Below are 15189 nucleotides of genomic sequence, written 5' to 3'. Positions count from 1 at the left end.
CCCTTTTTTTCACCTCGCCTGTCATTCCAGGCAAGTGAACATAATCGAGAGCTTCCCCAATGCCCGTCGTCCGCCCCTTGCGCTTGCGCCCGTTGCTGAAACTGAGTTTGCTGCTGAGCCTGAGTACCAGCCCGTTGTTCGTCCCCGTCAGCTATGCCGAAGACAGCGCGCCGCGCCGCAGCTACCAGGTGCCGGCCGGCAGCCTGAGCGCGGCGTTGACCCGGTTTGCCGGGCTGGCGGGGGTCAATCTGTCGGTGGACCCGGCGTTGGTCAGCGGGCGTAGCAGCCAAGGCCTGACCGGCGAATATGGTGTGGAAGAGGGCTTTGCGCGCCTGCTGCAAGGCTCCGGCCTGCAGCTGCAACCCATGGGCGAGCAGGCCTACATGCTGGTGCCCCAGCCGGATGGCAGCAGCCTTGAACTGGCGCCCACTTCCATCCTCGGCACCACCGGCCTGTATGACGGCGACAGCTATGCCGGCGGCCAGGTGGCGCGACGTGGCTCCCAGGGCTTGCTGGGCACCCGCGACTTTATGGAGACGCCCTTCAGCATCACCACCTACACCCAGGACACCGTAAAAAACCAGCAGGCGCGCACCTTGGGCGACCTGATCGCCAATGACCCCTCGGTACGCGCCACCAACCCGGCCGGTGGGCGCTATGAGCAATTCACCATCCGTGGCTTCAGCCTGTTCAACAGCGATGTGGCTTACAACGGTCTGTACGGCGTACTGCCGACCTACAGCATCGATATGGAAATGGCCGACCGCGTCGACATCCTCAAGGGGCCGACCCAGTTGATCAACGGCATCTCGCCGCGAGGCAGCGTGGGCGGCGGTATCAACGTGGTGCCCAAGCGCGCCACCGACAAGGACATCACCTCGTTCACCGGCACCTGGGCCTCCGACAGCCAGGCCGGCGGCGCGGTGGATGTGGGCCGGCGCTTTGGCGAGGATAACCAGTTCGGCCTGCGCTTCAACGGCGTGAAGCAGTCCGGTGATACCGAGTGGGATCACCAAAGCGTCGACCGTGAAATGGCCGTGCTCGGTCTGGACTTCCGCGGCGAGCGCCTGCGCCTCTCCACCGATATCGGCCACACCGAACGCGACACCGACGCGCCCCAGGAGCGCGTGCAAGTCGCCGCCGCCGCGCCGGTGCCCCGGGCCAGCGATGTGCGCCGCAACTATGCGCAATCCTGGAGCAAGGCACGCACCAATGACACGTTCGGCACGTTCAACGGCGAGTTCGATCTGAGCGATAACGTGATGCTCTATGGCGGCGTCGGCGTGCGCAAAAGCAACCACGACTTCCTGCGCCACGCGGTGTCCGTCACCAACGCGGCCGGTGCCTTCAGCGTGCAGCCTCGGGATTTTACCCGCGATGAAAACGTACGCACCGCCACCGCCGGCGTGCGCAACTGGTTCCACACCGGGCCGGTGAGCCACGAAGTCAACCTGGCGGCCAGCTACTTCTATATGGACTTCACCAATGGCGGCGCGCGTTATGCGGCGGCACCGAGCAACCTGTACGACCCGGTGCAAACGCCGACACCTTCGACGCCTACGCGCCAGGACGCCAAGGTCTACACCGAAAACAAGTTCAGCGGCCTGGCGTTGTCCGACACCCTGGGCTTTTTCGATGATCGCCTGTTGCTCACCCTCGGTGCGCGCTGGCAGCGGGTCAAGGTCGACGACTGGAGCAATGGCGTCAAAGGCGACACCGCCTACGACGAAGAAAAAATCTCGCCCTCGGGCGGTCTGTTGTTCAAAGCCACCGACAAACTGTCGCTGTATGCCAACTACATGGAAGGCCTGAGCCAGGGCAAGATCGCGCCATCCACCTCGGTCAATGAAGATCAGATCTTCGCGCCGTTCATCAGCCGCCAAGTGGAAGTGGGCGCCAAGTACGACGCCGGTGCCTTCGCGGTGACCGCCGCCGTGTTTCGCATCAAGCAGCCGGCCTACGAGACCAACGCCACCACCCGCGTGTTCGGTCCCAATGGCAAGCGCCAGAACGACGGGGTGGAGCTGAGTGTATTCGGCGAGCCGCTCAAGGGTGTTCGCCTGCTGGGCGGCGTGATGTATATCGACAGCGAACTGAAAAACACCACTAACGGCACCTTCGACGGTAACCGTGCGCCGGCCACGCCCAAGTACAACGTCAACCTCGGGGCCGAATGGGACGTACCGACCCTCGAAGGCCTGACCCTGACTACCCGCGGCATCCACTCCAGTTCCCAGTACCTGGACCAGTCCAACGTCAAGGAAATCGACGCCTGGAACCGCATCGACGTCGGCGCCCGTTACGCATTCAAGGTGGACGACAAACACATCACCCTGCGCGCCAACGTGGAGAACGTCGCCGACAAACGCTACTGGAGCTCGGCAGGCGCTTCGGACGACAGCGAGCCGGGGCTGACCCTGTCGACACCGCGGACGTATCTGCTGTCGGCTACCGTCGACTTTTAACGCCCGGCGAGGGCTGCAACGGGTTAAGCAAAAGGGTAAGCGCCGTCGGACTGCCTGACCGAGCGCTCCTCCCCGGCGTGTTACTGGCACTGTTCTGCTCACAATCGGTGCCATCTGTGAGCCATTTGGTAGCACACCTCCACACACGGCAGCCCTTGTTAACCGACGGGGCGTGCCGCTGTTTCGTGCAAAATCAGTCTCTTAAACGTTGCCGGGTGCATCTGGCACATATCCTGCTGTGTTTGTATCCGTGGATAATTGGATACAAAAATACAAAAGGTGATGCTGATGCAATTTGCTCCCGCTTACGTTGACCGTCAGCCGCTGACCGCCGAGGAGGAGGCTTATAACTTCCTGCTCGACGCCATCTGCGGCGGTCGCTTGCGCAAGGGCGATCGCCTGATCGCCGAAGACATCGCCAGCGAGATCGGCATGAGCCGTATGCCGGTGCGCGAAGCGTTTCGCCGTCTGGATGCCCAAGGGCTGGTGACTTTGCGTCCCAACCGTGGCGCGATTGTCAGTGGCCTGGACATTGATGAGTTGCACGAAGTCTTCGAGATGCGCAGCGCCCTGGAAGGGCTGGCGGTACGCGTGGCGGTAGGCCGCATCGGCGAGCGTCAGTTGGCGGCGCTGGAGCGTCTGCTGGATGAAATGGATGACTACCGCGATGAGAGCGCCGAGTGGGTCAGCCGACACCGCGCCTTCCACGAATACCTGTGCAGCCTCAGCGGCAGGCCGCGTTTGATGAAGCAGATTTCGGCGTTGTATTCCCTGGTCGAAGCGCCGATGCGGCTGTGGCTGCAGCACGGCGAAAAACCCCTAAGCGCGCGCCAGGAGCACTCGGTGATCCTGGAGGCGATTCGTGCCGGCGATGCCGCGCGCGCCGAGGCCGTGGTGCGTGAGCACATCGAAGGCACCGTGCCGGCGCTGATCCAATTCCTGCAAACAGAACAATAAGACCCACTGTGTTTTGACGTTGAGTCCTGCCCCGTTTTTCCACGAACTGGAGTGTCTGGTCATGCATAAACACCGCGCCTTGCTGGTGGCTGTCTCCCTCGGTCTGTGCACGCAATGGGCCGTTGCCGCGCCCCAGGTGCCGGAGCGATTGCGCAACGTCGACAAACTCACTTATTGCTCAGGCATGGATTCACCGCCCCTGGTCTCCTTCGATGAGTCTCAGAAACCCCGGGGGCTTACCGTGGACCTGGGCTTGGAAATCGCCAAGCGCCTGGGCGACAAGCAGGTGCAGTGGAAGGTGATTCCGTTCTCCGGGCTGGTGCCGGCGTTACTGGCCCAGCAATGCGACATGATCGTTGATCAGCTGTTCGACAAGCCCGAGCGGCGGCAAGTGATCGACATCGTCAACTACATGTATTCCAGCCAAGCGGTGGTGGTGCCCAAGGGCAATCCCAAGGGCATCAAGACGCTGGACGACTTGTCCGCGCACAAAGTGGCTGTGCTCAACGGCTCCACCATCAAAACCCTGCTGGACACGCAGAACGACAGCCTGACCAAGGCCGGCAAGCCACCGATGAAACTAGTGGTGTACAACACCGACACCGACGCCTTTCAGGCCCTGCGCATCAGCCAGGTGGACGCCTACGGCACCACCGTGGAAACCGCCGGTTATTACGCGGCGATGGCCCCGGACCTGTTTCAGGAGGGCGTGCCTGCGTTCAGCCGCATCCTCACCGGCCTGGGCATACGCAAGGATGACCCGCAACTGACGGCCGCCGTGCAGCAGGTGATCAGCGATATGCGCAGCGATGGCAGCTATGTGCAGTTACTGAACAAGTGGCATGTCAGTAGCGACACACTCGACTGAGGTCCGCCGCGATGAACTTCAATTGGGATGTGTTCTGGCAGTACCTATTGCAGCCCAGCGGGGTGTACCTCACCGGGCTGTGGCTGACCTGCCTGATCAGTGTGCTGGCCATGGCGCTGGGGTGTGTGCTGGGCCTGGCGGCGGCGTTGTTGCGGCTGTCCGGCAACCCGTTGCTGCACCTGCCGGTACGCTTTTATGTGTGGCTGATGCGCGGCACGCCGTTACTGGTGCAGATCGTGTTTCTGTACACCGCATTGGCGGCGGGCGGGATTTTCCGCTTCGAGGACATCGAGCTGTTCGGCTTGATCGTCCCCGGTAATATCCAGGCGGCGATCATTGCCCTGGGCCTGAACGAAGGCGCGTACATGGCCGAAATCATCCGCGCCGGTATCGGCGCGGTAGACAAGGGCCAATACGAAGCCGGACGTTCCCTGGGCATGGGCTTCGCCAAGTTGATGCGGCGCATTGTGCTGCCCCAGGCGTTTCGCGTGATCGTGCCGCCCCTGGGCAATGAGTTCAACGTGATGCTCAAGAACACCACCTTGGTCAGCGTGATCGGCGTGCAGGAGCTGCTGCTCAGCACTCAGATGATCACCTCGGCGACGTTCCGCGTGTTCGAGTTGTACCTGGTGGTCGCGTTGTACTTCCTTACGCTGACCACGCTGTGGGGCTTTTTCCAGCGCTGGCTTGAAGTGCGCTTCAGCCAGTCCGACCGGCCGTCTGCACCGCCGCCGGCAGCCAGCCGCATGTTCGGTCGCAGTGCCCTGAAACTGCTGAGGGGACGTTAACCATGGCGCATCAAAGTGAAGAACTGATCATTGAGGCGCTGGATATCCACAAATCGTTCGGCGCGCTGCAGATCCTCAAAGGCATCTCCCTGCAAGTGCGGCGCGGCGAAGTGGTGGTGCTGATCGGCGCCTCCGGTTCCGGCAAGACCACGTTTATCCGCTGCATCAACCTGCTGGAGGACATACAGGCCGGGCGCATTCGCGTCAACGGCCGCGCCATGGGCTACCGCGAACGCAGCGACGGCAGCCTGGTGCGCGATTCGGAGCGCAACATCGCCCGTCAGCGCCGCGACATCGGCATGGTGTTCCAGCGGTTCAACCTGTTCCCCCATATGACCGCGCTGGAAAATATCATCGAGGCGCCGATCCAGGTGCTGGGCACCCCGCGTGCCGAAGCGTTGGAACAGGCGCGCGGTTTGCTTGCGCGGGTGGGCCTGGCGGACAAGGCCAGCCACTACCCGTCAATGCTCTCCGGGGGCCAGCAGCAACGGGTAGCGATTGCCCGCGCGCTGGCAATGAAACCCCAGGCCATGCTGTTCGACGAACCCACCAGCGCCCTTGACCCGGAAACCGTCGGCGAAGTGCTGCAAGTGATGAAAGAACTGGCCGAGGAGGGCATGACCATGGTGGTGGTGACCCATGAAATGGGCTTTGCCCGTGAGGTGGCTGATCGCGTGGTGGTGCTCGATCAAGGCGAGCTTATCGAGCAAGGGCCGCCAGAACAGATCTTCAGTCATCCCAGCCACCCGCGTACCCGAGCGTTTCTCAGTCGCGTGCTCTGAACGCACGCCAACCCCCCGTATTCAAGAGCCTTTGCCATGTTGAATTTCTCTGCCCATGAGTACCCCTATCCGTCGCAGCGTCAAAGTGTGTTCGCTCATCGCGGCATGGTAGCCGCGTCCCAGCCCCTGGCCGCTCAGGCCGGTATTGAAATCATGCAGCAGGGCGGCAATGCCATCGATGCCGCCATCGCCACGGCGGCGGCGCTCACCGTAGTTGAACCCACCGGCTGTGGCCTGGGGGGCGATGCGTTTGCGCTGGTCTGGTGCAAAGGCCAACTGCACGGTCTGAACGGCAACGGCCATGCGCCGGCAGCGTTGAGTATCGAGGCGGTCAAGGCAGCCGGCTACGAGCGTATGCCGCTGTACGGTTGGACGCCGGTGACAGTGCCTGGCTGCCCGTCGGCTTGGGCGGAGCTGTCGCAACGCTTCGGCAAGTTGCCCTTCGCTGCGCTGCTGCAACCGGCCATCCGCTTGGCACGGGATGGTTTTCCAGTGTCGCCGGTGGTTGCCCATCAATGGCAACTGGCCGTGAACGAATTCAGCCCCCATCGCGACCCGGTGCTCGATGCCTGGTTCGACACTTTCCTCATTGATGGGCGCGCGCCCAAAACCGGCGAGATGTTCCGCAATCCGGCCCAGGCCCGCACGTTGGAGGAACTGGCCGTCACGCGCTGCGAAAGCCTGTATCGCGGCGCCCTGGCCGAGCGCCTGGACGCGCATGCCCGCGCCACTGGCGGTTACCTGCGCGCCAGCGATCTCAAGGATTACCGCGCCCAATGGGTGGAGCCGATCCACATTAACTATCGCGGCGTCGACGTCTGGGAGATCCCCCCCAGCGGCCAGGGACTGGTCGCGCTGATGGCGCTGAAAATCCTCGAAGGTTTTCACTTCGATCACCGCGACAGCCCACAGACCTGGCATCGTCAGCTTGAAGCCATGAAGCTGGCCTACAGCGACGGCCTGCATTACATCACCGACCCGCTGCACATGCGCATGGCGGTGGACGACCTGCTCAGCGACCGCTACAGCAGCCGTCGCCGCGCGCAGATCGGCGAGCAGGCGCAACCGCCCAAACCTGGCGACCCGCACGCCAGCGGCACGGTGTACCTGGCCACCGCCGACGCCGAAGGCAACATGGTCTCGTTCATCCAGAGCAACTACCACGGCTTCGGCTCCGGCGTGGTACTGCCCGACAGCGGCATCGCCCTGCAGAACCGCGGCCAGGAGTTCAGCCTCGACGCCACCCACGCCAACTGCCTGGCTCCCGGCAAGAAAACCTTCCACACCATCATCCCCGGCTTCCTCACCCAGAACGGCCAGGCCCTCGGCCCATTCGGTGTGATGGGCGGTTACATGCAGCCCCAGGGGCACGTGCAGATGGTGATGAATCTGGTGGACTTCGGCCTCAACCCGCAGGCCGCGCTGGATGCACCGCGCTGGCAATGGTTGGGCGATATGAATGTCGGCGTCGAGCACGGCGCTTCTCGCGAGTTGGCAAATGCCCTGGCGCGGCGCGGTCACCAGGTGCAGATCGCCAGCGACCTCACCGATTACGGGCGCGGGCAGATCATCCTGCGCGACCCACACAGCGGGGTGTTATGCGGCGGCACCGAGCCGCGGGCAGATGGGCATATCGCGGTGTGGTAAGACGCACCATTTGCGGCTCATGGGCATTTTGGATAGGGTGCATACCTGCCCCCCCAGGATGCCCCCATGACCGATCCCGCTCCTAAAACCCGTCGCGCCCCCAAAGGTGAAAAACGCCGCGAAGAGCTGCTGGACGCGGCCTTGCAGGTGTTTTCCCGCGAAGGTTACAGCGGCGCGTCCGTGGCGCGGGTGGCGGCGGTTGCCGGTCTCTCGGTGGCGGGGTTGCTGCATCACTATCCCAGCAAGATCTCGTTGCTGATGGGCGTGCTGCAACGGCGTGACGAGATTAATCAGCGGATCGCCGATCAAGTGCGCGCCGAGAAGACGCTGTGCGGGTTGCTCGGCAGCCTGCGGGCGATCAATGCCGCGAACGCCAATGCGCCGGGGGTAGTGCGCGCGTTCACCATTCTCAATGCCGAAAGCCTGCTCGATGCACAGCCGGCCTGGGCCTGGTTCCAGCAACGCTATGAGGGGATCCAACGACGTTTGCAGGGACAGTTCGCCGATCTCGTGGCGGCGGGGGAAGTGCGCAGCGATGTGGACATCCCTGGGCTGGTGGAAGAAATCCTGGCCATGATGGATGGCCTGCAGATCCAGTGGCTGCGGTTTCCCGAGCGGGTGGACCTGGTGACGCGCTTCGATACCTACCTTGCGCGGGTCGAAGCGGCCATCAGAACCTGAGCCGAACGCGGGTCAAGTGTGAGAGGGCGCAAGCCCAGCCACACCCGACCGCGCTGGATCAGTTACCTGCAGCGCTGCCCTGGCTGCTGTCATCACTCATGTCATAGCCATCACCGTCGCTGGTGCCGCTGTCGCCTTGGTTTTGATGCAGCACGCCGCCGGTCTTGACCGTCGATTCACGCAACGTCGAGTTCAGCGCCGAACGTGGCAGCGGGTTGCTGGTGCCGGTCGACAGTTCCTGGCGGAACGGGTTGACCAGCTTGGCGTTCAGGCGAATGTCCTGGGACGACGCGCCCACCGACAGGGTGAAACTGTCGGCGTCCACCACCCAGTGCTTGCTCGCCACGTCGTAGTAGGCCAGCGAGCGGTCATTGAGCTCGATGGTGACGCGCTTGCTTTCGCCCGGCTTGAGGAACACTTTTTTGTAGCCCTTGAGTTCCTTCAGCGCGCGTTCGACTTTCGGGTTGTTCTGCCCCACATACAATTGCGCCACTTCGGCGCCGCCCACCTTGCCGGTGTTGGCCAGGTCGAACGAGACTTTGATCGGCGCACCGGCCACCGCCACCCCAGGGGTGACGCTGATATTGCTGTAGCCAAACGTGGTGTACGACAAGCCGTAGCCGAACGGGTAGAGCGGTTTGATGCCCTTTTTCTCGTAGCCGCGATAACCCAGGAACAGGTCGTCCTTGTAGCTCATCTCGTCCAGGGTTTCCTGGTTGTCGAACTTGGGGAAGGTCGCGTAGATCGGGTTGTCTTCGATATTGCGTTCGATGCTGATCGGCAGTTTGGCCGACGGGTTGACCTTGCCCAGCAGGATCTCCGCCAACGCCTGGCCACCGTTCTGTCCAGGGTAGAACGCATGCAGCGCGGCCGGCACCTGATCGACCCAGTCGCTCATCTTCAACCCGGTGCCGCCGTGCAGGGTGACGACGGTGTTCGGGTTGACCTTGGCGATGCTCTGAATCAGCAGGTTCTGATATTCCGGCAGATCGAAGCTGTGGTCGAAGCCTTCGCCTTCGTACTCGTTGCTGTTACCGGCCGCGACCAGTACCGCGTCGTAGTTGGCCAGGTCCTTTGGCGCCACCAACGAAGCCCAACTCATCTGCACGCCCACCAGGCCGCCCATGGTCGAGAGGTAGCCATTGCGACGCGAGTATTCCAGCTTGATGTCGACCGGTTTGCCGGCCTCCAGCTTGACCTTGGCAAACACCGGAATGGTCGGCGGGATGCTGTTGTTGGGCAGCGGCTTGCCGTCGCCGTTATCGAGGACTTTCTGGCCGTTCACGTACAGGCGCACCGCACCGTCGGCGCGCACCTTGAACACCTGCTCGCCGCTGACCGTCGGGGTAATCTGGCCGCTGTAGCGGATCGATGTGGCGGCGGTATCGCCGTTGACCGGCAGGCTGTCGGTGGACCAGTCCAGGTCGACATGCTGGTCGGTGCGGCGCGCGGCCGGGTCGCCGGACCAGTTGGCGTTGCTGAAGAACTCGGTCTTCAAGCCCTTGACGGGGTTGCCGTCGCTGTCGGCGTGGGTCCAGCTCGAGGTGGCCGGGTCCAGGGACAGGCCGTCGATAAACTCCACCTTTGCGCCCGGCGCCAATTGCTGCAGGCCGCTCAGCTCGCTGATGTAGTTGGCTGCCATCACGTTGGCACTGCCGAAACCGGTGGGCGGCGCGTACTTGGCGAGGCTGCCGACCACGGCGATGCGCTTGACCTTCTTGGCATCCAGCGGCAGCAGGTTGTTCTGGTTCTTGAGCAGCACAATGCCTTCGCGCGCGGCATTCAGCGCCACGCGATTGCTGGTGGCGCTGTTCATGTTGTGGCTGGTCAACGGCGCCTTGCTGTCGAACTTGTACAGGTAGATCTGCTTGAGGATGCGCCGCACTTTGTCATCAATGGTCGCGCTGCTCAGCTCGCCGCTGTCCAGGTACGGCTTGAGCACCGTGCTGTTCATCTGGTAGCCCATCATGTCCAGATCGGTGCCGGCCTGGGCTGCGGGCAAGCCATCGACCACGGCGTTGTAGTCGCTCTGCACAAAGCCCGGATAGCCCCATTCGGTTTTCAGAATGTCGTGCATCAGGTGCTTGTTCTGGCAGGCGAACTCGCCGTTCACTTTCTGGAAGGCGCACATCATCATCGCAACTTTGCTGTTCTTGGACGCGGATTCGAACGGCGGCAACGTCATCTCGCGCAGCACGCGTTCGCTGATGATTTCATTGAGGTGGAAGCGGTTGCTTTCCTGATCGTTGGCGGCGAAATGCTTGGCATTGGCCCACACGCCACGGGACTGGATACCGTTGATCAACGCAGGACCCAGGCTGGCGCCGAGGAACGGGTCTTCACCGGACAGGTACTCGAACGCACGGCCGCTGTACGGCATGCGGTACAGGTTCACACCGGGGCCGGTGACGAACTGATAGCCGCCGCTGGCGGTGTCATAACCCAGCGCCCGGCCCAAGTCGATGGCGCGGCGCGGGTTCCAGCTGGCTGCCAGGTTCGGGCCCGACGGGTACACCACGCCCTGGGCATTGCCTTCGCTGGTGTAGCGCACGCCCACGCCACCGTCGGCGCCGTGGATCTGTGGAATGCCGTACTGGCTCAGGGGTTTGACGTCCCAGCCACCGATACCGCCGATGTAGGCAAGTTTTTCCTCCATGGTCATCTTCGCCAGGGTTTTATCCGCCGCTTTTTCCGCGCGGCTCATTCGTCCCTCGTCCAGCGCCGGGCTGGTGCCCGCATGCACTTGGGACACCGCCAGGGCCAGCAGGGCGAGCGCCGACTGCGCCCCGATCTTTTTGCGTTTACTCATGGGTCTCTCCGACAACAACAGTTCAATCAATAGGCGCGTTAAACAACAGGGTTTGCTGCGCGCTCATCACTTTTTAAGGGCAATAGTTGCCCCTGATCGCAATTTTTAGCCGATGGCTAATTGCAAATACTTGGCGAAATTCGCGGACGTATTAGTTGGAAATTGTATTAATTATTCTTGTGGATGGTGTCTATGCGATATCACGCCATGGCATTTTGAATCGCAAAAACGTCACAATTAAGGCAATTCTTGCGCTTATAAGTCAAATAAAAGCTAATTTTTGCGAAAAATAAGAAATAATTCCTTACGTTTTGGAACTTACGTTAAACCTACAAGTCGATTGGTTTAAGAAAATATATGCAGTCATGGCGAACTAATGGCGTTGCTCAATAGTTCTAAAGTGCCATGTTTCATACAGGCTGTAACACATCCTGCTTTGGTGTAGGGTCTTGAACTTAGTCAAGGCGCCGCTTGAGCCGAACGCTGTTTTTTATCTGGAGAATATTTATGAAAGTTTCCCTGTTGGGTGCCGGTATTGTGCTGGGCGTTGCATTGAGTGGCGCGGCCATGGCCGCCGACTCCACCGATGCAGATGCCCAGTCTGGCGCTGCCGATTCCACGGTGCTGACCCAGACCCACGATGCCAAAGCCGCCAAGAAACAAAAGGCCGAAACCACCAAGGGCGGTCGCCCACTGAACAGCAGCCACCAGGCCGCGCCGAAAACCTCGAACTAACGGGAAAACCGATCGCCTGTGGGAGATGGCAAGCGCCATTCCCACAGGCCTGTTGAACATAGTCCCTCACATAGCCCCTCAGACCGTCACCCATGTCCAACCCTTCAACGCCCATCGATGCCTGCCAGACACCCCTCCCGGAGACCGACCAGGTCTGCGCCTGGCTGATGCGGCACGCCGGCCTGAAAACCGTCGATCTGGAGCGCGCTCGCCGTCTGGCCCAGGCGTCCGCCGACGACGAATTGCTCGGCCTGCTCACGCGCCTGGGGCTGGTTTCCGAAGTTGAACTGGCGCGCGCCTGGGCCCAATTGCTCGGCGCGCCGCTGCTATTGGCGGAGGCCGCGCCCGCGCTGCTCGATCCGTTGCCGGTGTTGACCGAGCGCTTTATGCGTCATTACCAAGTGGTGCCGGTGGGGTGGCAAGAAGGCGGGCTGACGGTGCTGTCGGCCAACCCGGCGCAGCGCTACGCGTTCCAGGCCCTGGCCTATGCGTGCGGGGTGCCGGTGTGGCTGGCGGTGGGGCCGCGCACCGAAGTCGATACCTTGATCGAGCGCTATTACGGCCAGGGCCGTTCGACCATGGGCACCTTGATCGAAAACCTTGATGAGCAGGGCGGCGCCTTGGAAGACATCGAACACCTCAAGGACATGGCCTCCGAAGCGCCGGTGATTCGGTTGGTCAACCTGATCCTGCAACGCGCCGTCGAGCAGCGCGCCTCGGACATCCATATCGAACCGTTCGAGAACCAACTCAAGGTGCGCTACCGCATCGACGGCGTGCTGCACGACGCCGAAGCGCCGCCGTCCAGCTCGTCGGCGGCGGTGATTTCCCGAGTAAAGATCATGGCGCGCCTGGACATCGCCGAGCGCCGCCTGCCTCAGGACGGCCGCATCATGCTGCGCATCCAGGGCAAGGAGCTGGACCTGCGGGTGTCCACGGTGCCCACCAGTTTTGGCGAGTCGGTGGTGATGCGTTTGCTCGACCGCCAGACCGTACGCTTCGACTTCCAGAGCCTGGGCTTTGACGGCGAGCGCCTGCAAACTTTTCTCGATGTGCTGGAGCGGCCCCACGGCATTCTGCTGGTCACCGGCCCGACCGGCTCGGGAAAAACCACCACGTTGTACACCGCGCTGTCGCGGCTCAATACCGCCGAACGCAAGATCATCACCGTGGAAGACCCGGTGGAATACCAACTCGAAGGCATCAACCAGATCCAGGTCAAACCCGCCATCGGTCTGGATTTTGCCGGTGCGTTGCGCTCTATCGTGCGTCAGGACCCGGACGTGATCATGATCGGTGAGATCCGCGACCTGGAGACCTGCCGCATCGCGATCCAATCGTCGTTGACCGGGCACCTGGTGCTGTCGACCCTGCACACCAACAGCGCGGCGGCGAGTATCACGCGCCTGCTGGACATGGGCGTGGAGAGCTACCTGATCGCCTCGACGGTCAACGGCATCCTCGCCCAGCGCCTGGTGCGCCGCCTGGACCCAGCCACGCGCGTAGCCTTCGAAGCACCGCCTGAATTGATCGCGGAACATGGCCTGGATCGCCTGACGGACCGACGTCCGATTGTGCTCTATCGCCCCGGCATTGGTGGTTATCGCGGCCGTAGCGCCATCACCGAATTGCTGGTGATGAATGACGAACTGCGCAGCCTGCTGATGCGCCAGGCCGACGCTGCCACCCTCGAACAGGCGGCGCGCCGCAGCGGCCTGCGCACCCTGCACGAAGAAGGCTTGCGCCAGGCGCTGGCCGGCATCACCTCGCTGGAAGAAGTGCTGCGCGTCACGCGTGGGGAGGGCACGTGAGCCTGTTCAAATACCGCGCCCTCGATGCTCAGGGTGCGCCGCACAACGGCACCCTCGACGCCAAGGATCAACCCACCGCCGTGGCCCTGTTGCAAAAGCGCGGCCTGCTGGTGCTGCAGCTCGAGCCTGCGGGCCTCAGTGGCCTGCATAAAGCCCTGGGCCGTGGCCAGCTCAACGGCGCCGCCCTGGTCAGCTTTACCCAGCAACTGGCCACGTTGCTCGGCGCCGGGCAACCCTTGGAGCGCGCCCTCGGCATTCTGCTCAAGCAACCCGGCCAACCGCAGACCCGCGCGCTGATCGAGCGCATCCGCGAACAGGTCAAGGCCGGCCAGCCGTTATCCAAAGCCCTGGAAGCAGAGGGCGGGCAGTTCTCGCCGCTGTACCTGAGCATGGTGCGCGCCGGTGAGGCGGGCGGGGCCCTGGAAAACACCCTGCGTCAACTCAGCGATTACCTGGAACGTAGCCAGTTGCTGCGAGGCGAGGTGATCAACGCGCTGATCTATCCGGCGTTTCTGGTGGTCGGCGTACTCGGTTCCCTGGCGCTGCTGTTGGCCTATGTGGTGCCGCAATTCGTGCCGATTTTCAAAGACCTTGGCGTGCCGATCCCGCTGATCACCGAAGTGATTCTGGGCCTTGGGCAGTTTCTCGGCGCCTATGGATTAGCCGTGCTGGCCGGTCTGATCGTAACGGTCTGGGGCCTGGTCGCGCGCCTGCGCGACCCCCAGCGCCGCGAACGCTATGACCGTCGCGTGCTCGGCCTGCGCGTTATCGGCCCGTTGCTGCAACGGGTCGAAGCCGCACGCCTGGCGCGCACTCTCGGCACCTTGCTCAGCAACGGCGTGGCCCTGCTGCAAGCATTGGTGATTGCGCGACAGGTCTGCACCAACCGCGCCCTGCAAGCCCAGGTGGCCCAGGCCGCCGAGTCGGTCAAGGGCGGCGGCACCCTGGCCAGTGCGTTCGGCGCCGAGCCGCTGCTACCGGACCTGGCCCTGCAAATGATTGAAGTCGGCGAACAGGCCGGCGACCTGGACGGCATGTTGCTCAAGGTCGCCGATGTGTTCGACGTCGAAGCCAAGCGCGGCATCGACCGCTTGCTAGCCGCGCTGGTGCCGTCGCTGACCGTGGTCATGGCGGTGCTGGTGGCGGTGATCATGCTGGCGATCATGCTGCCGCTGATGAGCCTGACCAGCAATATATGAACCCACAAGGACCCACTCCCATGCGCCATACCCGATTCAAACCCGCCCGCCGCCAGGGCGGTTTTACCTTGCTGGAAATGCTCGCCGTGATCGTGCTGCTGGGCATCGTCGCGACCATCGTGGTGCGCCAGGTCGGCGGCAACGTGGACAAGGGCAAGTACGGCGCGGGCAAGGCCCAATTGGCCAGCCTGAGCATGAAGATCGAAAGCTATGGCCTGGACGTCGGCTCGCCGCCCAAGACCTTGCAGCAATTGGTCGACAAACCCGCCAACAGCGCCGGCTGGGCCGGTCCGTATGCCAAACCGTCGGACCTCAAAGACCCGTTCGGCCACGCCTTCGGTTACCGCTTCCCCGGTGAACACGGCGCCTTCGACCTGATTTTTTACGGCCAGGACGGCCAGCCCGGCGGCGATGGGTACAGTGCCGACCTGGGCAATTGGGAATAAC

At 62.7% G+C, this 15189-nt stretch carries 12 protein-coding genes; 11 read left to right on the top strand and 1 reads right to left on the bottom strand.

The window, feature by feature from the left end; genetic code table 11:
* Positions 1–59 precede the first annotated feature (59 nt).
* From HRH33_RS17795 to HRH33_RS17765, 7 genes are all read left to right on the top strand, one after another.
* Positions 60–2465, top strand: a complete 2406-nt coding sequence (locus HRH33_RS17795) for a TonB-dependent receptor (protein ID WP_040268852.1) — start codon at positions 60–62, stop codon at positions 2463–2465.
* 288 nt (positions 2466–2753) lie between these two features.
* Positions 2754–3422 carry a GntR family transcriptional regulator gene (locus HRH33_RS17790; RefSeq protein ID WP_047882629.1) on the top strand — a complete coding sequence of 223 codons (669 nt, stop codon included), beginning with the start codon at positions 2754–2756 and terminating at the stop codon, positions 3420–3422.
* A 61-nt stretch (positions 3423–3483) separates the two neighbouring features.
* Positions 3484–4290, top strand: a complete 807-nt coding sequence (locus HRH33_RS17785; protein ID WP_123479068.1) for an ABC transporter substrate-binding protein — start codon at positions 3484–3486, stop codon at positions 4288–4290.
* Between the two features lie 11 nt (positions 4291–4301).
* Positions 4302–5078: an amino acid ABC transporter permease gene (locus HRH33_RS17780; protein WP_167418469.1), complete on the top strand. Its 777-nt coding sequence runs from the start codon at positions 4302–4304 to the stop codon at positions 5076–5078.
* A 2-nt stretch (positions 5079–5080) separates the two neighbouring features.
* The gene (locus HRH33_RS17775) at positions 5081–5860 is read left to right on the top strand and encodes an amino acid ABC transporter ATP-binding protein (RefSeq protein WP_034136899.1); all 780 of its coding nucleotides are present in this window, start codon (positions 5081–5083) and stop codon (positions 5858–5860) included.
* Positions 5861–5896: 36 nt separating this feature from the next.
* On the top strand, positions 5897–7507 hold the full coding sequence (locus HRH33_RS17770; RefSeq protein WP_173603535.1) for a gamma-glutamyltransferase family protein: 1611 nt from the start codon (positions 5897–5899) through the stop codon (positions 7505–7507).
* A 66-nt stretch (positions 7508–7573) separates the two neighbouring features.
* Positions 7574–8188, top strand: coding sequence for a TetR/AcrR family transcriptional regulator (locus HRH33_RS17765; protein ID WP_167418467.1), 615 nt, complete (start codon positions 7574–7576; stop codon positions 8186–8188).
* Between the two features lie 58 nt (positions 8189–8246).
* Here the strand turns inward: HRH33_RS17765 and HRH33_RS17760 are convergent, their stop codons facing one another.
* On the bottom strand, positions 8247–10997 hold the full coding sequence (locus tag HRH33_RS17760) for a glycoside hydrolase family 3 C-terminal domain-containing protein (protein WP_034136902.1): 2751 nt from the start codon (positions 10995–10997) through the stop codon (positions 8247–8249).
* A gap of 507 nt (positions 10998–11504) precedes the next feature.
* Between HRH33_RS17760 and HRH33_RS17755 the strand changes: the two genes are divergently transcribed.
* The 4 genes from HRH33_RS17755 to gspG all read left to right on the top strand — a co-directional run bounded on the left by HRH33_RS17755 (position 11505) and on the right by gspG (position 15188).
* Complete coding sequence (locus HRH33_RS17755) at positions 11505–11732, top strand: hypothetical protein (RefSeq protein ID WP_034099010.1); 228 nt, start codon at positions 11505–11507, stop codon at positions 11730–11732.
* Positions 11733–11824: 92 nt separating this feature from the next.
* Positions 11825–13543 (top strand): type II secretion system ATPase GspE, encoded by a 1719-nt coding sequence (gene gspE / locus HRH33_RS17750; RefSeq protein WP_047882628.1) that lies wholly within the window; start codon positions 11825–11827, stop codon positions 13541–13543.
* Positions 13540–14742, top strand: a complete 1203-nt coding sequence (gene gspF / locus HRH33_RS17745) for a type II secretion system inner membrane protein GspF (protein WP_167418466.1) — start codon at positions 13540–13542, stop codon at positions 14740–14742. Before gspE ends, gspF begins: the two co-directional genes overlap by 4 nt.
* Positions 14743–14762: 20 nt before the next feature.
* Positions 14763–15188 carry a type II secretion system major pseudopilin GspG gene (gspG, locus tag HRH33_RS17740; protein ID WP_034111054.1) on the top strand — a complete coding sequence of 142 codons (426 nt, stop codon included), beginning with the start codon at positions 14763–14765 and terminating at the stop codon, positions 15186–15188.
* The last annotated feature ends 1 nt before the right edge of the window (position 15189 follow it).

The sequence above is a fragment of the Pseudomonas rhodesiae genome (genome assembly GCF_013285305.1).
GTDB classification, from domain to species: domain Bacteria; phylum Pseudomonadota; class Gammaproteobacteria; order Pseudomonadales; family Pseudomonadaceae; genus Aquipseudomonas; species Aquipseudomonas rhodesiae.
Note: the sequence above shows the minus strand (reverse complement) of the source record. Positions and strands in the feature narration are given on the sequence as shown.